Annotated in this window: 20 protein-coding genes and 1 pseudogene; 14 read left to right on the top strand and 7 right to left on the bottom strand. The window is 72.8% G+C overall.

Annotated elements, in window-relative coordinates:
• The 3 genes from AC07FK_RS13355 to AC07FK_RS13365 form a co-directional block, all read left to right on the top strand.
• Positions 1–1,284, top strand: a 1,284-nt coding sequence (locus tag AC07FK_RS13355) for an alpha/beta fold hydrolase (RefSeq protein WP_479105006.1), incomplete at its 5' end; no start/stop codon positions are given.
• The gene (gene tsaE / locus AC07FK_RS13360; protein ID WP_479105007.1) at positions 1,256–1,768 is read left to right on the top strand and encodes a tRNA (adenosine(37)-N6)-threonylcarbamoyltransferase complex ATPase subunit type 1 TsaE; all 513 of its coding nucleotides are present in this window, start codon (positions 1,256–1,258) and stop codon (positions 1,766–1,768) included. The genes AC07FK_RS13355 and tsaE, both read left to right, overlap by 29 nt.
• Before the next feature lie 128 nt (positions 1,769–1,896).
• The gene (locus AC07FK_RS13365; protein WP_479105008.1) at positions 1,897–2,064 is read left to right on the top strand and encodes a hypothetical protein; all 168 of its coding nucleotides are present in this window, start codon (positions 1,897–1,899) and stop codon (positions 2,062–2,064) included.
• A 72-nt stretch (positions 2,065–2,136) separates the two neighbouring features.
• Here the strand turns inward: AC07FK_RS13365 and AC07FK_RS13370 are convergent, their stop codons facing one another.
• Positions 2,137–2,682, bottom strand: coding sequence for a hypothetical protein (locus AC07FK_RS13370; RefSeq protein ID WP_479105450.1), 546 nt, complete (start codon positions 2,680–2,682; stop codon positions 2,137–2,139).
• Positions 2,683–2,818: 136 nt separating this feature from the next.
• Between AC07FK_RS13370 and tsaB the strand changes: the two genes are divergently transcribed.
• The 5 genes from tsaB to AC07FK_RS13395 are packed head-to-tail and all read left to right on the top strand — an operon-like array spanning position 2,819 to position 6,036.
• Positions 2,819–3,472, top strand: coding sequence for a tRNA (adenosine(37)-N6)-threonylcarbamoyltransferase complex dimerization subunit type 1 TsaB (gene tsaB, locus AC07FK_RS13375; protein ID WP_479105009.1), 654 nt, complete (start codon positions 2,819–2,821; stop codon positions 3,470–3,472).
• 17 nt (positions 3,473–3,489) lie between these two features.
• Positions 3,490–3,981: a ribosomal protein S18-alanine N-acetyltransferase gene (rimI, locus tag AC07FK_RS13380; RefSeq protein WP_479105451.1), complete on the top strand. Its 492-nt coding sequence runs from the start codon at positions 3,490–3,492 to the stop codon at positions 3,979–3,981.
• Positions 3,974–5,077 (top strand): tRNA (adenosine(37)-N6)-threonylcarbamoyltransferase complex transferase subunit TsaD, encoded by a 1,104-nt coding sequence (gene tsaD / locus AC07FK_RS13385; RefSeq protein ID WP_479105010.1) that lies wholly within the window; start codon positions 3,974–3,976, stop codon positions 5,075–5,077. Before rimI ends, tsaD begins: the two co-directional genes overlap by 8 nt.
• Entirely contained in the window at positions 5,074–5,337 is a 264-nt protein-coding gene (locus AC07FK_RS13390; RefSeq protein WP_479105011.1) for a hypothetical protein, read from the top strand. Before tsaD ends, AC07FK_RS13390 begins: the two co-directional genes overlap by 4 nt.
• Before the next feature lie 54 nt (positions 5,338–5,391).
• The gene (locus AC07FK_RS13395) at positions 5,392–6,036 is read left to right on the top strand and encodes a hypothetical protein (protein WP_479105012.1); all 645 of its coding nucleotides are present in this window, start codon (positions 5,392–5,394) and stop codon (positions 6,034–6,036) included.
• Positions 6,037–6,171: 135 nt separating this feature from the next.
• Here the strand turns inward: AC07FK_RS13395 and AC07FK_RS13400 are convergent.
• Positions 6,172–6,515: pseudogene (locus tag AC07FK_RS13400) on the bottom strand (DoxX family protein).
• Between the two features lie 124 nt (positions 6,516–6,639).
• Positions 6,640–7,818 (bottom strand): THUMP-like domain-containing protein, encoded by a 1,179-nt coding sequence (locus AC07FK_RS13405; RefSeq protein WP_479105013.1) that lies wholly within the window; start codon positions 7,816–7,818, stop codon positions 6,640–6,642.
• Between the two features lie 63 nt (positions 7,819–7,881).
• Here AC07FK_RS13405 and AC07FK_RS13410 point away from each other — a divergent pair, with 63 nt between their 5' ends.
• The 6 genes from AC07FK_RS13410 to groL all read left to right on the top strand — a co-directional run bounded on the left by AC07FK_RS13410 (position 7,882) and on the right by groL (position 13,953).
• Complete coding sequence (locus AC07FK_RS13410; RefSeq protein WP_479105014.1) at positions 7,882–9,258, top strand: hypothetical protein; 1,377 nt, start codon at positions 7,882–7,884, stop codon at positions 9,256–9,258.
• A 15-nt stretch (positions 9,259–9,273) separates the two neighbouring features.
• Entirely contained in the window at positions 9,274–9,828 is a 555-nt protein-coding gene (locus AC07FK_RS13415; RefSeq protein WP_479105015.1) for an NUDIX hydrolase, read from the top strand.
• Positions 9,829–9,923: 95 nt separating this feature from the next.
• Positions 9,924–10,844: a polysaccharide deacetylase family protein gene (locus AC07FK_RS13420; RefSeq protein ID WP_479105016.1), complete on the top strand. Its 921-nt coding sequence runs from the start codon at positions 9,924–9,926 to the stop codon at positions 10,842–10,844.
• Positions 10,841–11,695 (top strand): polysaccharide deacetylase family protein, encoded by an 855-nt coding sequence (locus tag AC07FK_RS13425; RefSeq protein WP_479105017.1) that lies wholly within the window; start codon positions 10,841–10,843, stop codon positions 11,693–11,695. Before AC07FK_RS13420 ends, AC07FK_RS13425 begins: the two co-directional genes overlap by 4 nt.
• Positions 11,696–11,924: 229 nt before the next feature.
• The gene (groES, locus tag AC07FK_RS13430) at positions 11,925–12,233 is read left to right on the top strand and encodes a co-chaperone GroES (RefSeq protein WP_028812332.1); all 309 of its coding nucleotides are present in this window, start codon (positions 11,925–11,927) and stop codon (positions 12,231–12,233) included.
• A gap of 94 nt (positions 12,234–12,327) precedes the next feature.
• Positions 12,328–13,953, top strand: a complete 1,626-nt coding sequence (groL, locus tag AC07FK_RS13435) for a chaperonin GroEL (RefSeq protein ID WP_479105018.1) — start codon at positions 12,328–12,330, stop codon at positions 13,951–13,953.
• 100 nt (positions 13,954–14,053) lie between these two features.
• On the opposite strand, the gene AC07FK_RS13440 is transcribed toward groL, so the two are convergent.
• The 4 genes from AC07FK_RS13440 to AC07FK_RS13455 all read right to left on the bottom strand — a co-directional run bounded on the left by AC07FK_RS13440 (position 14,054) and on the right by AC07FK_RS13455 (position 17,636).
• Entirely contained in the window at positions 14,054–14,749 is a 696-nt protein-coding gene (locus AC07FK_RS13440) for an ester cyclase (protein WP_479105019.1), read from the bottom strand.
• A gap of 76 nt (positions 14,750–14,825) precedes the next feature.
• A complete protein-coding gene (locus tag AC07FK_RS13445) occupies positions 14,826–15,854 on the bottom strand; it encodes a hydroxyacid dehydrogenase (protein ID WP_479105020.1) in 1,029 nt (342 codons plus the stop codon).
• A gap of 37 nt (positions 15,855–15,891) precedes the next feature.
• Positions 15,892–16,743: a carbohydrate ABC transporter permease gene (locus AC07FK_RS13450; protein WP_479105021.1), complete on the bottom strand. Its 852-nt coding sequence runs from the start codon at positions 16,741–16,743 to the stop codon at positions 15,892–15,894.
• Entirely contained in the window at positions 16,740–17,636 is an 897-nt protein-coding gene (locus AC07FK_RS13455) for a carbohydrate ABC transporter permease (protein ID WP_479105022.1), read from the bottom strand. Before AC07FK_RS13455 ends, AC07FK_RS13450 begins: the two co-directional genes overlap by 4 nt.
• Between the last annotated feature and the right edge of the window lie 2 nt (positions 17,637–17,638).

The raw sequence follows: 17,638 nt of genomic DNA on the forward strand, positions 1-17,638 counted from the left end.
TCCTGTGGGAACGGGAACCCGAACGGTGAGAGGGGCGAAACGGGGAGAGAGGAAAGCGGCCCCGGGGGGGGGGGGGGGGGGGGGTGGGGGACCGACCCCCCCACCTCCGCCGTCGGCAACTGGCGCCGGGCGGGTGTGGCCGGCGCCGCGATAGGCGTGGTCGCGGCGGGCGCGGCGGCGGGCGTCGCCCTGGAGCGGCTGACCGTCGGCCGGGGCATGCGGAAGAAGGCGCGGCTGGCGCTGGACGCGGCGGGACCGTACGGCGCTCTGCGCGGCATGCCGGGACGGGCCGCGGCGGACGACGGGACCGGGATCTACTACGAAGTGGACGAGGTGGAGGCGGACGGCGCCTCGTCGGGGCCGCGCCGGCGCCGGCTCTTCGGGCGCAGGACCCCGGCGCCGGTCACCGTCGTGTTCAGCCACGGTTTCTGTCTCAGCCAGGACTCCTGGCACTTCCAGCGGGCCGCGCTGCGGGGCGTCGTGCGCACCGTCCACTGGGACCAGCGCAGCCACGGGCGCTCGGAGCGCGGGTCGGCCCAGGGCCGCGGCACGGCGGTCGACATCGAACAGCTGGGGCGCGATCTGAAGGCCGTGATCGACGCCGCCGCACCCGAGGGGCCGCTGGTGCTGGTGGGGCACTCGATGGGCGGCATGACGGTGATGGCCCTGGCCGATCAGTACCCCGAGCTCATCCGCGAGCGCGTGGTGGGCGCCGTGTTCGTCGGTACGTCGTCGGGGAACCTCGGCGAGGTCAACTTCGGCCTGCCGGTGGCCGGCGTGAACGCCGTGCGCCGGGTCCTGCCGCGCGTGCTGCGCGCGCTCGGCACGCAGACGGAGATCGTCGAACGGGGGCGACGGGCCACGGCGGACCTGTTCGCCGGCCTGATCAAGCGCTACTCGTTCGGCTCGAAAGACGTGGACCCGGCCGTCGCGCGGTTCGCGGAGCGGCTGATCGAGGGCACGCCGATCGACGTCGTCGCGGAGTTCTACCCGGCGTTCACCGACCACGACAAGGCCGAGGCGCTGGAGATCTTCGCGGAGGTGCCGGTGCTCGTGCTCGCCGGCGACAAGGACCTGGTGACGCCCAGCGAGCACAGCGAGGGCATCGCACGCCTGCTGCCCGACGCGGAGCTGGTGATAGTGCCGGACGCCGGTCACCTGGTCATGCTGGAGCACCCCGAGGTGGTCACCGACCGGCTCGCGGACCTGCTGGCCCGGGTGGGCGCCGTACCGGCAGCCGCTAACGTTGGGACGTATGGAAGCACCGCACAGCCCGGCGGCTGACGCCACCGCCGTCCTCACCGTCCACTCGCCCGACCTCATGCAGGAGTTCGGGCGCCGGCTCGCGAAACTGCTGCGGCCCGGCGATCTCGTGATGCTCACCGGCGAGCTCGGCGCGGGCAAGACGACGCTGACGCGCGGGCTCGGCGAAGGTCTCGGGGTGCGCGGCGCCGTGACGTCGCCGACCTTCGTCATCGCGCGCGTCCACCCCTCGCTGACCGGCGGTCCCGCCCTGGTGCACGTCGACGCGTACCGGCTGGGCGGCGGACTCGACGAGATGGAGGACCTCGACCTCGACGTCTCGCTGCCCGACTCCGTGGTCGTGGTGGAGTGGGGCGAGGGCAAGGTCGAGGACCTCTCCGACGACCGGCTGCACGTGGTCATCCACCGGGCCGTCGGGGACTCCGCCGACGACGTGCGCCGGGTGACGCTGACCGGGATCGGGGCGCGGTGGGCGGGCGAGGACCTGGCCGCGCTGGGCGCCTGACGTCCGTACGTTCCGACAAGACGTCGGCAAGATGTTGCGCCGGTGAGGCCGGGCGTGGTCACATGGATACCGAGACCTGGTTAGGTCTACCTAACCACGCCTGCTCAACCGGAGCCCAGGAGGCATCCATGCCGGCTTCTGAACGCGAAGTGACTCAGCCGCTCTCCATGCGCGACCTGCTGGCCTCGTGCGTCGCGGCCACAGCGGTCTCCACCCCGCCGAGAGGCCGGTCGCAGGAGGACGACGCCGCCGAGGCGCGCGCGGAGGAACGCCCGGAACGGCGCGACGCCGCGTAGGGGCGTCGCGGGGCCGGTGTGCGGGGGCCGGTCACCTGCCGGCGCTCCGCCCTGTCGCTCGTACGAGCGTATTTACGGGACGACGACGACCTTGACGCCGACCGTCGCGAAGCTCCACAGCGCGTCGCCGTCGGGACGCTCCATGCGGACGCCGCCCGTCCTGCTCTTCGGGTCCGGGCTCGGCATCGACCCGTCGACCGCCGCGCTGAAGCCGATCGGCACGCCCTCGACTGTCGTGAAGCGCACGACGTGCTCGACCTCCACGCCGTCCGAGCCGGTGATGCTCCCCGAGCGCGAGCCCACCGCGTACGTACCGGGCGGCGGGCTGACCGTGCTGGGCGCGACCTGGAACGTCCTGGTGGCCTTGCCGGACCCGTCCACCAGCCACACCCGCCGCTCGGCCAGCGAGTACACGACGCGCGTCCCCGTGCCCGACTGGGCCGGCACCGCGAACGGGTCCTTCTTCTTGGCCGGCGCCTTGGGCGGTTGCGTGGCGTGCGCCGCGGGGGTCTTGCCGGCGGTCGGTTCGACGAGCTGGGCGGCGGAGGGCGCGTTCGCCGACGCCTGGTAGGCGAGGAAGGCGACCGCCGCCACGGCTGCCGCGGTGAGCCCGGCCACGATTCCCGAGCTGCTCCTTGCCACCTTGCTCCACCTCATGTTCGTACAGCGCGCGTATTTGTGGTGACGGTAGCAGCAGGGGCCGGGAGGGACGGGGGACGCCGTGCTCCCCGCGCGCGGGCCGTAGGCTGTTTGTGTGCTCCTGCTCGCCGTTGATACCGCCACCCCAGCCGTCACCGTCGCCCTCCACGACGGAGACTCCGTCGTCGCCGAGGCCGGACAGGTCGACGCCCGCCGCCACGGGGAGCTGCTGCTGCCCACCGTCGACCGGGTGCTCGCCGGGGCCGGCCTGAAACTCGACGCGGTGACCGGCATCGTCGTGGGCGTCGGCCCCGGCCCGTACACCGGACTGCGCGTCGGCCTCGCGACGGCCGAGACCTTCGGCCTCGTGCTCGGGGTGCCGGTCCACGGCCTGTGCACCCTGGACGGACTGGCGTACGCCGCCGGGCTGACCGGCCCCTTCGCCGTGGCCACCGACGCGCGCCGCAAGGAGGTGTACTGGGCGCGGTACGCCGACGCCCGCACGCGCGTGTCCGAGCCCGCCGTCGACCGCCCCGCCGACATCGCCGATCAGCTCACCGGCCTTCCGGTGGTCGGCTCCGGCGCGCTGCTCTACCCCGACGCCTTCCCCGACGCGCGCGGACCCGAGCACCAGTCGGCGGGCGCGCTGGCGTCGCTGGCCGCCGAGAAGCTCGCGGCGGGGGAGTCCTTCCTGCCGCCGCTGCCGCTGTACCTCCGCCGGCCCGACGCGCAGGTCCCCAAGAACTACAAGGTGGTCACGCCCAAGTGACCGCGGGCCTGAGAGAGATGCGCTGGTGGGACATCGGCCCGGTGCTCGACCTCGAGCGCGGGCTGTTCCCCGACGACGCCTGGTCGCCCGGCATGTTCTGGTCCGAACTCGCCCACGCGCGCGGGCCGCGGGCCACCCGCCGGTACGTGGTGGCCGAGGAGGCGGACCGCATCGTCGGGTACGCCGGTCTCGCCGCCGCCGGCGGGCAGGGCGACGTACAGACCATCGCCGTCTCCAAGGACCAGTGGGGGACCGGGCTCGGCGCCCGGCTCCTCACCGACCTGCTGGGGCACGCGACCGCCTTCGAGTGCGCCGAGGTGCTCCTCGAAGTGCGCGTCGACAACCTCCGCGCGCAGAAGCTGTACGAGCGTTTCGGCTTCGAGCCGATCGGCTTCCGGCGCGGTTACTACCAGCCGGGCAACATCGACGCGCTCGTGATGCGGCTGACGACGACCGACCCGGCGGCGCCCGCGCCCTCCGTACGAGAAACCGAGATTCACCATGGCTGACGAACCGCTCGTCCTCGGCATCGAGACCTCCTGCGACGAGACCGGCGTCGGCGTCGTGCGCGGCACCACCCTGCTCGCCGACGCCATCGCGTCGAGCGTCGACGAGCACGCCCGCTTCGGCGGCGTGGTGCCCGAAGTCGCGTCGCGCGCCCACCTGGAGGCGATGGTCCCGACCATCGAGCGCGCGCTGAAGGAGGCCGGCGTCGCCGCCTCGGACCTCGACGGCATCGCGGTGACGGCGGGCCCGGGACTCGCCGGGGCGCTGCTGGTGGGCGTGTCGGCGGCGAAGGCGTACGCGTACGCGCTGGGCAAGCCGCTGTACGGCGTGAACCACCTGGCCTCGCACATCTGCGTCGACCAGCTGGAGCACGGCCCGCTGCCGGAGCCCACGATGGCGCTGCTGGTCAGCGGCGGGCACTCGTCGCTGCTGCTCGCGCCGGACATCACGAGCGACGTACGGCCGATGGGCGCGACCATCGACGACGCGGCGGGCGAGGCGTTCGACAAGATCGCGCGCGTCCTCGACCTGGGCTTCCCCGGCGGTCCCGTCATCGACCGGCTAGCCAGGGAGGGCGACCCGAAGGCGATCGCCTTCCCGCGCGGGCTGACCGGGCCGCGCGACGCGGCGTACGACTTCTCCTTCTCCGGGCTGAAGACGTCGGTGGCGCGGTGGATCGAGGCAAAGCGCAACGCCGGCGAGGAGGTGCCGGTGCGGGACGTGGCGGCGTCCTTCCAGGAGGCGGTCGTCGACGTGCTGACCCGCAAGGCCGTGCGGGCCTGCAAGGACGAGGGCGTCGACCACCTGATGATCGGCGGCGGCGTGGCGGCCAACTCGCGGCTGCGGGCGCTCGCCGCCGAGCGATGCGAACGGGCCGGCATCCGGCTGCGGGTGCCCCGGCCGGGCCTGTGCACGGACAACGGCGCGATGGTGGCGGCCCTCGGTGCGGAGATGGTGGCGCGGGGCCGGGCGGCGTCGGACTGGGACCTGTCGGCGGACTCCTCGCTGCCGGTCACCGAGCCGCACGTGCCGGGCGCCGCGCACGACCACGACCACGACCACGTGCACGAGCTCAGCAAGGACAACCTCTACTCATGACCGTCGCGCTGATGTGGGAGGCCCGCGCCACCGAGGGCCGCGGCGCGGAGCTGCTGGAGTGGGCCCGGGCGCAGTCGCGGGTCCTGGCGGCCGAGCCGGTGCGCACGGAGATCCTGCGGGCGCCGCAGGACCGGGTGCTCGTGCTGACGTGGTGGGACGCGGAGTACGACGCGCGGCTGCCCGAACTGCCGGAGCCCGAGGCGGATCTGGTCACGCGGGCGGTCCACCGCTGGCGTTTCGAGTCGGTCGAGGTGGCCTGAGGCAGCCTTAGGCGGCCTGATCCCGGCCGCGCGGCACTCGGTAGTGTCGTGCTCATGTCCCGTCGCGCGCCGCTTCCTCCCCCTCCGCCGCCCGAGCACCTGCGGGCCTGGCCCGGACCGGAGGCGATGAGCGCCGACCGGGCGCGCGTCCTGGACGAGCTGACCGTCCGCGGGCTCGGCCCCGGGCGGCTGGTGCGCTTCTGGCTTCTGGTGGGCGGCGCGGTGCTCGGGTGGGGAGCGGTCGGGGCGGCCCTGGAGTCGTTCGAGGGGCCGGGCGACCCGCTGACCGCCGTCTTCGCGGCGGGTCTCGGCGCGGTGGGGCTCGCGGGCGCGGTGACGTGCTGGATCTTCATCGGCATCGGGGTGCGGCGCGACCGTACGATCCGTCAGTTGCTCGTGGAGTGGGCCCGGGTGGGGCGGGAGCACGGTTTGTCCGCCGCCCGGTGGCGTGTTCCGGGGCTCAGTCTCGCGTGGCTGCTCTCCTCCGTGGCGGTGTGCGGGCTGGGGCTGTGGTCGTCGCTCGGCTTCGCGGTGACCGCGCGGGCGGGCTCCGACACGTACGCGGACGCGGTCTTCTTCATCGGGCTCGGCGTCGTGCTGTGGGTGGCCGGGCTGATCGGCGCGGCGAAGGCCGTGGGGCACTACCGGTGGGCGGTACGGGTGGGCCCGGCGGGCGGGACGGACGGCGCGGCGGGCTGAGGGGTGCGCGCGGGCCGCGAGGCGTGACGGGCTGGGAGGCGCGGGGCCGAGGCGCGTGTCGGCCGGGGGCGGGGAGGTTCCGGGCGGGGCGGGCCGCGTGGGGCGTGCGGAGGCGGCCCGCCGGTCCGGCCCGTGCTAGGCGGCCCCGAGCACCAGGGCGCCGACCACCGGCGCGGCGTACACCAGGGGGAACGGGATGTGCGCGTACCAGCGGGCCCGGACGACCGCGACGACGGCCCCGCGAAGTACAGGACCAGGGCGACCCCGGCGGCCACTCCGACGACCGGCAGGAACAGGCCGGCCACCAGGCCCGCCGCCCCGGCCGCCTTGGCCGTGCCGAGCCACGGCAGCCAGGACTGCGGAATGCCGTAGTCCGCCATGGGCCCGACCACCCACTTCGCGCGGAGGAAGACGGAGGCGGCCGAGAAGCCCACCAGGGCGGCGGCCAGAACGGTGAATACGGTGTGCGCGGTGGACATCGGCAGTGCTCCTCAGCGGTCGCGGCCGGTGCGGGCTCGCTCCGGCTCGTTGTGCGGTGAGTGGCTCACTGCTCTGACGCGCCCGGCGGCGCGAGTGTGACAGGGCGGCGGAAGATCTTTCCGGTTACGCCGCCGGACGGCCGATCAGCACCGTCGGCGCGCCGGCGACCCGGGTGAGGAAGACCGTGGCCGCGTTCGGTCCCGACAGCTTCATCTTGCGCCGCAGCTCCTCCGGTTCGATCGCCGAGCCGCGTTTCTTCACGGTCAGCACGCCGACGCCCCGCTCGCGCAGCAGCGCCTTCAGCTTCTTCACGCCGAACGGCAGCTGGTCCGTGATCTCGTACGCGGTGGCGTACGGCGTCGGGTGCAGCTCGTCCGACGTGATGTACGCGATCGTCTCGTCGATCAGGCGGCCGTTCACCTCCCGCGCCACCTCCGCCACCAGGTGCGAGCGGACGACCGCGCCGTCCGGCTCGTACAGGTAGCGTCCGACCGCGCCCGGTTCGGGGTCCGGCAGGCCCGTGCCGACCAGGGTGCGCGGACCGGGGAGCAGCGTGGCGCGGACCATCCCGGGGGCCGTGCCGAACCAGAACACCGCCTCCTTCACGTCCCCTCCGTCCGAGATCCACTCCGCCTCGGCGTCGGCGGGCACCGCCTCGTGCGGGACGCCCGGCGCGATCTTGAGCGCCGCGTGCGCGCGGGTGCGGGCGGCCTCGACGGCCCAGGACAGCGGCGGCGAGTACGCCTCCGGGTCGAAGATGCGGCCCCGGCCGCCGCGCCGCGCCGGGTCGACGAAGACCGCGTCGTACGGCGTGGTGTCGACGTCCGTCACGTCGGCGCGGCGGACCTCGACGAGGGCGGACAGGCCGAGCGCCTCCGCGTTCGCACGGGCGACCTCCGCCGTCAGCGGGTCCCGGTCGACCGCCAGGACGCGGATGCCCGCGCGCGCCAGCGCGATCGCGTCGCCGCCGATGCCGCAGCACAGGTCGGCGACGCTGCGCACGCCGAGGGCGGCGAAGCGCCCGGCGCGGTACGTGGCCACGGCCGTGCGGGTGGCCTGCTCGACGCCGTTCGGCGTGAAGTACATCCGGTACGCGTCCCCGGCGCCGAACTTCGCCACCGCCCGCTGCCGCAGCCGCGCCTGCCCGAGCGCCGCCGAGACGAGCGCGGCGGGGTGTTCACGGCGCAGCCGCGTCGCGGTCGCCAGCTCCTGCGCCGGGTCGTGGTCGCGCAGGGCGGTGAGCAGGGACTGGCCCTCGTCGGTCAGCAGGGCGGAGAAGGAGTCGAGATCCACGGTCGCCATTCTCCCTGTCAGTGGCGGGCCGTACTGTCGAGGTGTCGTGAGGCGGCGGGGATCGGGGGATCTGTGGAAGCGGTACTCAGCTCGGCGTGGGACAGCCGGCGTCAGCGCGCCCTGCTCGGTTCGGGCGGTACGGAGGGGATTCCCCGGGAGCGGGCCACGCCGGAGGACCGGGTGGAGCTGCTGGGGCGGCTGCGCTGGGAGGTGCTCCAGGGAGGCGTGGCCTTCCTGACGTACGCACAGCTGCTGGACGGGGCAGCCTTCGCCGTGCTGCGCCCGGCCGAGCTGATGGACGAGCTGGCGATACGGGCGGTCGGCGGCGGCGCGATGCTGCCGGTGCGGGTGAACGCCCGGGACGCCGACCTGGGAGCGCAGCTGGTCGCGATGCTGTCGCGGGGTGTCCTGCTCGCCTCGCTCCCGCTGAGTCTCGAGCGGTGCCGGCGGCTTCAGCACCGGCTGGCGGAGGTGGGCGCCGGCGCCCCGGCTTCGGCCGACGGCGGCCCGGTGGAGGCCGTCGACCGGCTGCTGCGGGCGACCGGCGAGCTCGACACCCCGCTGCGACTGCGCCTGGTCGCCCGCTGGAGCGACTGGCTGGAGGCCGCCGGGCGCGGCCTGCTGGAGGTGCGCGGGCTGACCCCGGCCGACTACGCCACCGCCTACGCCGTCCAGCCGCCGCCGGCGCCGGGGGAGCTGGCCTCCGAGGAGGGCCGCGCGGTGCTGGCGGCCTGGACCGCCGGCGCGCTCGACGTGGGCGGGCTGCCGAACCGCAGCCTGCTCCACGACCGGCTCGCCCCGCTGTCCGGCGCCGCCGACCCGGCGCGGCGCGCCGACGCGGAGCTGCTGGCGGAGGCGTTCGACGAGGCGTACTACCGGGCCATCGCGGCGGGCGAGCACTGCATGCTGGCGCTGGCGGCGCCCCGGCGGGGGATACGCAGACGGGAGGCGACGCTGCTCACCGGACAGGCGCCGCTGGTGACGTTCCCCGCCCACTTCGAGCGCCGGCTCGGTCTGCTGCCGGGGGAGGACTGGCAGCGGTTCGCCGACGACGCGTCCGAGGCGCTGGCCCGCTGGTGGCAGGCGCGGGATCCGGCGGCGCTGCAGGAGATGGGCGACCTGCTCGGCGCCCGTACGAAGGACCCGGGAAGCGGGGGCGCGGACGCGGCGCCCCTGACGCGCATCCAGCGCGCGGTACGGACCGTGGGCGGGCGGGGCGGCGAGCTGACTGCGGCCGGCACGCTCGGCGCGGCGGCCAGTCTCGTGGCGGGCGAGGGGCTGCTGGGCGACGCGGTGTCGGGGATGGCGGGGACGCTGGTGCCCACGGTGGTGACGGTGGTCGTGGCCGGCGGGCGGGCCGTCGGCCGGCATGCGCTGGACGCGTATCGCGGGCGGTGCGATGTGGTGGAGTTGCCGACGACGGTGACGGCGGATCCGAACGGGCAGTGAGCATGGACGGTGACCGTGGACAGTGAAGTGGAGCGCTCCGGTTCGCGCAGGGTCTACGGCGACCCGGACGGGAGATGGTGCGACGTCTTCCTGGACACCTACCGGCTCCCCTCCGGGCAGGCGGTGGAGCTGCACCGGGTGCGGGTCGGCGGGGGCCGTACCGGTGTCGTGGTGCTGGCCCGGCGCGGCGACCACGTGCTGATGGTCCGTCAGTGGCGGCCCGCGGTAGGGCGGTGGGCGTGGGAGCTGCCCCGCGGTTTCGGGGAGAGCGACCCGGTCGCCGACGCGCTGCGCGAGCTCGCGGAGGAGACCGGCGTCGAAGGGAGCGAGGCCAGGGTCCTGGCCCGCCTGGACGTGGACTCCGGGCTGCTGGAGAGCGAGGCGGCGGTGGTGGAGGTGACCGTGCCCGACGGCGCTGTGCCCGCGGGGGGCGGGGGCGCGGGCGGCGACGGCGAGGTCGCGGACGCGCGCTGGTGGTCGCGGCGGGAGCTGGCCGAGGCGGTCCGGCGCGGAGAGGTGCGCGACGGGTTCACGCTGGCCGCGCTGGGGGTGGCCGCGGCGTACGGCTGACACCTCGGCGGCCTGTCGGCCACCCGGGGGACGGTCCGCCGCCGGTGCTGGTGTCGGCCGGGGTCCGGGGGTGCGCGCTGGCAGGATGCGACGCCATGCGACCAGTACGACAAAAGGTAAAAAGGACCGGAAGTGGGTACGCCGCGGGGCTCGGCGTCCTGCTGGCCGCCTCCCTCGCGTCCGCCTGCGCCACGCCCGCCACCGAGCGCCCGCGGCCCGCCGCACCCGCCCCCGGCCAGCAGCAGGAGTACCGGCAGGGCCCGGTCCGCGACCTGGCCGGGTCCGCCGAACGGCTGCGGCGCGCCCAGGCCCTGCGCGTCGCAGCGGCCAAGAAGTGGCGCCTCGCCCGGCCTCCGCTCGCCGCGCCCCCGCCGCCCGCGGTGAAGCCGAAGGTCACCACCCGCAAGGGCTTCGGGGCGGGGCGGGGACTGCCACCGGTCTTCACCACCGTCCCGGTCAAGGAACGGGTCGTCTTCCTGACGATGGACGACGGCGCGGAGAAGGACCCGAAGCTGCTGAAGATGATGACCGAGCTGGGCATCCCCTACAGCGCGTTCCTCAGCGACTACCTCGTGCGCGAGAACTACGGCTACTTCGCCCGCATGCAGGCCCGCGGCGTGTCCCTGCACAACCACACCCTCAACCACCGCTACCTGCCGGGCCTCTCGTACGCCCGGCAGAAGCGCGAGATCTGCGGCATGCAGGACGTCATCCAGAAGCGGTACGGCGAGCGGCCCCGGCTGTTCAGGCCGCCGTACGGCAACTACAACGCCGACACGCTGCGTGCCGCCCGCTCCTGCGGCATCAAGGCCGTGCCGCTCTGGGCCGCCGAGGCGTTCCCCGACCGGATGGAGTGGCGGGAGTGGGACCGCGACCTGCATCCCGGCGACATCATCCTCACGCACTTCCGCGGCAAGGAGGACTGGAAGGGCACCATGCCGGACATGATCCGGCGGGTCATGAAGACCGTCACGGCCAAGGGGTACGCCGTCGCCCGGCTGGAGGACTACCTGTGAGGCGCGCGCACCGGCTGACGGCCGCGCTCCTGGCGGCCGGTGCGCTGACGCTCACCGGCTGCGCCCAGTCCGTGGACCCGATCGAGCGCCTCGGCAGGAAGGCGGTCCGCAGCGTCGCCCCGAAGGTCCGCGACGCGGGGGCCCGGGCGCTCGCGGCGCACGCACCGCCCGCGCCCCCGGCGGCGGCGTACGCCCGGTGGGGGCTGCGGGCGCCGTTGCGCGCCGCGCCGGCGCCCCCGGTGCGCAAACCGGCGCGCCCCTTCGTCGTCGACCGCGTACCGACCCGCGACAAGGTCGTCTTCCTCACCTTCGACGACGGCGCCGAGCGGGACCCCGCCTTCGTGCGAATGGTCGACGACCTGAACCTGCCGATCAGCATGTTCCTCACCGACAGCGTGGCCTCCCCCGGATACGACCACTTCGACCGGCTGCGGCGGGCGGGCGGCGGCCTCTCGACGGTGCAGAACCACACCGTCGACCACCCGTACCTGCCGGGTCTCCCGTACGCCGGTCAGCGCGCCCAGATCTGCGGCCAGCAGGACCGCCTGGAAGCCCGTTTCGGGGCCAGGCCCCGGCTCTTCCGGCCACCGTACGGGGCGTACAACAACCAGACGCTGCGGGCGGCGGGCGACTGCGGGGCCGAGGCGGTGGTGCTGTGGGGGGCGTCGATGCAGATCAACGACCTGCGGTACGCGCACGGCGACCGGCTGCGGCCGGGCGAGATCGTGCTCGCGCACTTCCGGGGACCCGCAGAGCTCAAGGGCGCGACGATCACCGCGATGACCACGCGGATGCTGCGCCGGATCCATGAGCAGGGCTTCGCCGTCGCGCGCCTGGAGGACTACCTCTGACCCCTCCGGCACCCGCCCGCGCACCGCCTCCGTCAACACGTGCGGCCGCGTTGGATTGGCACTCCGCTTGACCGAGTGCTAACCGCGTCATAGTCTCGGCGTTGGCACTCTCCAGTGGGGAGTGCCAACAGTAGCGACGGGCAGGTCCGGCACCCGCGACGACGGATCCACCTGGTCGCCACCCCACATCAGTTAACCCCGTGAGATCTCCGAAGGGGGAGACCGGACCGTGACGACCACCAGCTCCAAGGTTGCCATCAAGCCGCTCGAGGACCGCATTGTGGTCCAGCCGCTCGACGCCGAGCAGACCACGGCCTCTGGCCTGGTCATTCCGGACACCGCCAAGGAGAAGCCCCAGGAGGGCGTCGTCCTGGCCGTGGGCCCGGGCCGCTTCGAGAACGGCGAGCGCCTGCCGCTCGACGTATCCGTCGGCGATGTCGTGCTGTACAGCAAGTACGGCGGCACCGAGGTGAAGTACAGCGGCGAGGAGTACCTCGTCCTCTCGGCTCGCGACGTGCTCGCGATCATCGAGAAGTAATTCGCCCGAAGATTGCTTTTGATCTGCGCCCCTGGCCCCCAGCGATTGCCGGGCGGCCCGGGGCGCATTTCGTTTGAGAGGACAGAGAAGCTCCATGGCGAAGATTCTGAAGTTCGACGAGGACGCCCGTCGCGCCCTCGAGCGCGGCGTCAACAAGCTTGCCGACACGGTCAAGGTGACGATCGGCCCCAAGGGCCGCAACGTCGTCATCGACAAGAAGTTCGGCGCTCCCACCATCACCAACGACGGTGTCACGATCGCCCGTGAGGTCGAGCTCGACGACCCGTACGAGAACCTGGGCGCCCAGCTCGTGAAGGAGGTGGCGACCAAGACCAACGACATCGCGGGTGACGGCACCACCACCGCCACCGTGCTGGCCCAGGCCCTGGTCCGCGAGGGTCTGCGCAACGTCGCCGCCGGTGCTTCCCCGGCCGCCCTGAAGAAGGGCATCGACGCCGCGGTCAAGGCGATCTCCGAGGACCTCCTCGCGAACGCCCGTCCGATCGACGACAAGTCCGACATCGCCGCCGTGGCCGGGCTCTCCGCCCAGGACTCGCAGGTCGGCGAGCTCATCGCCGAGGCGATGGACAAGGTCGGCAAGGACGGTGTCATCACCGTCGAGGAGTCCAACACCTTCGGCCTGGAGCTCGACTTCACCGAGGGCATGGCCTTCGACAAGGGCTACCTGTCGCCGTACATGGTGACCGACCAGGAGCGTATGGAGGCCGTCCTCGACGACCCGTACATCCTGATCCACCAGGGCAAGATCGGCTCGATCCAGGACCTGCTCCCGCTCCTCGAGAAGGTCATCCAGGCCGGCGCCTCCAAGCCGCTGCTGATCATCGCCGAGGACGTCGAGGGCGAGGCCCTGTCGACCCTGGTCGTCAACAAGATCCGTGGCACCTTCAACGCCGTCGCGGTGAAGGCCCCCGGCTTCGGTGACCGCCGCAAGGCCATGCTCGGCGACATCGCCACCCTCACCGGTGCGACCGTCATCGCCGAAGAGGTCGGCCTCAAGCTCGACCAGGCCGGTCTCGACGTGCTGGGCACCGCCCGCCGCGTGACCGTGACGAAGGACGACACGACGATCGTCGACGGCGGCGGCAACGCCGACGAGGTCGCCGGCCGCGTCAACCAGATCAAGGCCGAGATCGAGTCCACGGACTCCGACTGGGACCGCGAGAAGCTCCAGGAGCGCCTCGCGAAGCTCGCCGGCGGTGTGTGCGTGATCAAGGTCGGCGCCGCCACCGAGGTGGAGCTCAAGGAGAAGAAGCACCGTCTGGAGGACGCCATCTCCGCGACCCGCGCCGCGGTCGAGGAGGGCATCGTCTCCGGTGGTGGCTCCGCTCTGGTCCACGCCGCCAAGGTGCTCGAGGGCGGCCTGGGCAAGACCGGCGACGAGGCCACGGGTGTCGCGGTCGTCCGCCGCGCCGTCGTCGAGCCGCTGCGCTGGATCGCCGAGAACGCCGGCCTCGAGGGCTACGTCATCACCGCCAAGGTGAGCGAGCTCGACAAGGGCCACGGCTTCAACGCCGCGACCGGCGAGTACGGCGACCTGGTCAAGGCCGGCGTCATCGACCCGGTCAAGGTCACCCGCTCCGCGCTGGAGAACGCCGCGTCCATCGCGTCGCTGCTGCTCACGACCGAGACCCTGGTCGTCGAGAAGCCGGCCGAGGAAGAGGCGGACGCCGGCCACGGCGGCCACGGCCACTCCCACTGACGTACCGCGTCGCGCAAAGGCCCCCGTTTCCCGCTGCTCAGCGGTGGGAACGGGGGCCTTTCGCGTTCGGCCGGCCGCGCGTGGGCGGCCGGACGCGCGGTCAGCCGAGCGCGCCGAGCTGGCGCATCAGGCCCAGGGCGTCCATGTGCCACCAGCCCTCCTGGATCTTCCCGTCCTGGAAGCGGAAGATCGTCGTGCCGGTCATGGTGCACTGCCTGCCGGTGGGCGCGATGCCCATGAAGTCGCCCTTGTGCGTGCCGGTCCACGTCCAAAGCGTCACCACGTCGTCGCCCTCGGACACCTGCCGGTCGAGTTCGAAGCGGAAGTCGAAGGCGTCGCGCCAGCCCGTCACGTCGCTGCGGATGACGTCGGCGCCGACCGTGCTCTCCTCCTCCTTGATGACGTCGTGGTCCCGGTAGTCGGACGCGAACATCTCGTCGATCGCGTCGAGATTGCCTCCGACGGCGACCTCGTGGAAGAAGCGGCGGACGGCGGCGGAGTTCAGCTGCTCCTCACGCACCACGTCGAGGTCCGTGAACGAGGGCATGCCGTCGCAGAGCTCCACCATCTCCCGGAAGATCCGGTCGGTCTCCGGCAGCTGGGAGTTCTTCATCGCCTCCTCGTGCGACGGGAACTCGACGATCTCGACGTAGTGGTTCGCCTGGGACCTGTCCTTGCCGATGATGTTGTGCGTGGCGGTCCGCTTGCCCTTGGTCTGCTCGACCCACCGGTCCATGAGCTGGTTCATGTCTGCGGACCGCTCGGTCGTGTAATCGATTATCTGTACGAATTTCATGACGCCTCCCGACCCTCGTGAGATACGTCTATTTTAGTGAGATGGCCACTTTGTGCTGATTCGGGTCGGCGCTGACTCAGGCCGAGTGGTGCAGGGCCGCCGGGTGTACCGGGTCGGCGAAGGGCTGCCCGGCGGTGTAACGCTCAAGCTCGTCCAGGGCCTGGTCCGCCATGCGGTGCAGCTCGTCGCCGAGCGACCCCGCGATGTGCGGGGTCAGCAGCACGTTCGGGAGGTCGTACAACGGCGAGCCCGGCGGCGGCAGTTCGGGGTCCGTCACGTCGAGTACGGCGTGCAGGCGGCCGGAGGCCAGCTCCGGGAGCAGGGCGGCCTCGTCGACGAGCGAGCCGCGGGCGGTGTTGATCAGGGTCGCCCCGGCGGGCATCGCGGCCAGCTGTCGCCTGCCGATCATGTGACGCGTGGCCGGGAGCTGCGGGGCGTGGACCGAGACGACGGAGCTGCGGGCGCATAGGTCGTCCAGGGGCGCGAGCCCGACGCCGAGCGCCGCGGCTTCGCCGGGTGTGACGTACGGGTCGTACAGCAGGACGTCCAGGTCGAAGGGGCGGAGCAGCTCGATGACGCGGCGGCCGATGCGCGAGGCGCCGACGATCCCGACGGTGCGGCGGTGGTTACCGGCGCCGTGGAGCTCCTCGCGCCAGTCGTGGTCGGCGCGCAGGGCGCGGTAGCGGGCGGCGGCGTGCAGGACGCGCTTGCCGGCGAAGAGGATCGCGGCGAGCGTGTACTCGGCCACGGGCAGGGCGTTGGCGGCCGCCGCCGAGGTCACGGCGATGCCTCGGTCCCAGCAGGCCTGGGTGACGTGGTGCTTGACGGAGCCCGCCGCGTGGACGACCGCGCGCAGCCTGGGGGCGGCGGCGAGGACCTCGGCGGTCAGCGGGGTGGCGCCCCAGCAGGTGAAGAGGACCTCGGCCTCGGCGAGGGCGTCGGCGACGCGCGGCGCGGGGGCGGCGAGGTCGTGCGCAACGAGGTACGGGTCGGTGCGCGAGAGGTCCGCGAGGCGGGTGCGGTGGCGGTCGGTGAACAGGCGTTCCGCGATGCCCTGCCCCATCGCGAGCAGCAGGGACGGCTGATTGTCAGTGGTGTGGTGCATGGTGGGACTCGGGCTCCTCTACGGGCGCTTGCGTACGTCACTTGACGCTTCCGGCGGTGAGCCCCGCCTTCCAGTGCCGCTGGAGGGAGACGAAGGCGACGATCAGGGGGACGACGGCGAGGAGGGAGCCGGTGACGACGAGGGGGTAGAACCCGGGCTCGCCGTGGGCGTTGCTGTTCCACGCGTACAGGCCCAGGCTCAGCGGGAAGAGCTGCTGGTCCGAGAGCATCACCAGGGGGAGGAAGAAATTGTTCCAGATGGCGGTGAACTGGAAGAGGAAGACGGTCACGAAGCCCGGCATGATCATGCGCATACCGATGGACCAGAAGGTGCGCAGCTCGCCGGCCCCGTCGATACGGGCGGCTTCGAGGGCCTCGTCCGGGATGTAGCCGGCGCTGAAGACGCGGGCGAGGTACACGCCGAAGGGGTGGACCAGCACGGGCAGGAGCACGGCCCAGTAGGTGTTGACGATGCCCACTTCGCTGGCGAGCAGGTACATCGGCAGGGCGAGCGCCGTGGTGGGGACGAGCACCCCGAGCAGGACGACGCCGAACAGCTTCTCCTTGCCCCGGAAGTGGTACTTGTCGAAGGCGTAGCCCGCGGCGACGCTGATCAGCGAGCTGACCGCGGCGCCGCCGCCCGCGTAGAGAAGGCTGTTGAGGTACCAGCGGAAGTAGACGCCGTCGCTGTACGTCGCCAGGGCGGTGAGGTTCGCGCCGAGGTTGAAGTCCTCGAAGGAGAAGGCGTTTCCGGCGAGCAGGCCGCCGGTGTCCTTGGTGGCGGCGGTGACCAGCCAGACGAGGGGGAGGAGCATGTAGAGCGTGGCGAGGACGAGTGCCCCGTTGACGGCGGTCTTCGACAGCCAGGGGCCGGAGGCGGGAGAGCTCATGCCTTTTTCCCCTTCCGGCCGGTGAAGCGGGTGACCGCGAAGGAGAGCAGCGCGGCGGTGAGCGCCAGGAGCACGGAGGCGGCGGCCGCGAGCCCGTAGTCGCCCCGGTCGAAGGCCGCGGTGTACGCGTACATGTTCGGCGTCCAGGTGGAGGTGACGGATGATCCGGTGCCCTTGTTGATGATCAGCGGCTCGGTGAACAGCTGGAGCGAGCCGATGACCGTGAACAGCGCGACCATCACGACCGAGGCGCGGATCAGCGGGACCTTGATGCTGAGCGCGGTGCGCCAGGCGCCCGCCCCGTCCACCGTGGCCGCTTCCAGCACGGAGCGGTCGACGGCCTGGAGGGCGGCGTAGAAGATCACCATGTTGTAGCCGAGCCATTCCCACAGCGCGATGTTGATGACGGAGGGGAGGGCGCCCTCGGGTGCGAAGAAGTCGAAGCCGATGCCGCCGGCCTCCATGGCGTCCACGACCGGGCTGAGCTGGGGCGTGTAGAGGTAGACCCAGATCAGCGCGGCGATGATGCCCGGGACGGCGTGCGGCAGGAACAGCGCGAGCTGGAAGAAGCGACGGGCCCGGGCGAGCGCGGAGTCGAGGAGCAGGGCGAGGGCGAGGGCTCCGCCGATCATCAGCGGGATGTAGAAGACGCAGTACCCGAGGAGTACGGCGAAGCCCTCGCGGAAGGCCGGGTCACCCAGCGCCGCCGTGTAGTTGTCGAGGCCGCTGAAGACGGTCTCCGTTCCGCCGAATCCCAGTCCGGACTGCTTCTCGGTGAACAGGCTCAGCCAGACCGCGTATCCGACCGGCACCACCATCACCAGGGTGAAGAGCGCGAAGAAGGGAGTCAGCAGGACGCCGGCGGCGGCATTGGTGCGGGTGCGGGCCTTCACGT

The sequence above is a fragment of the Streptomyces sp. NPDC046122 genome, assembly GCF_056429965.1.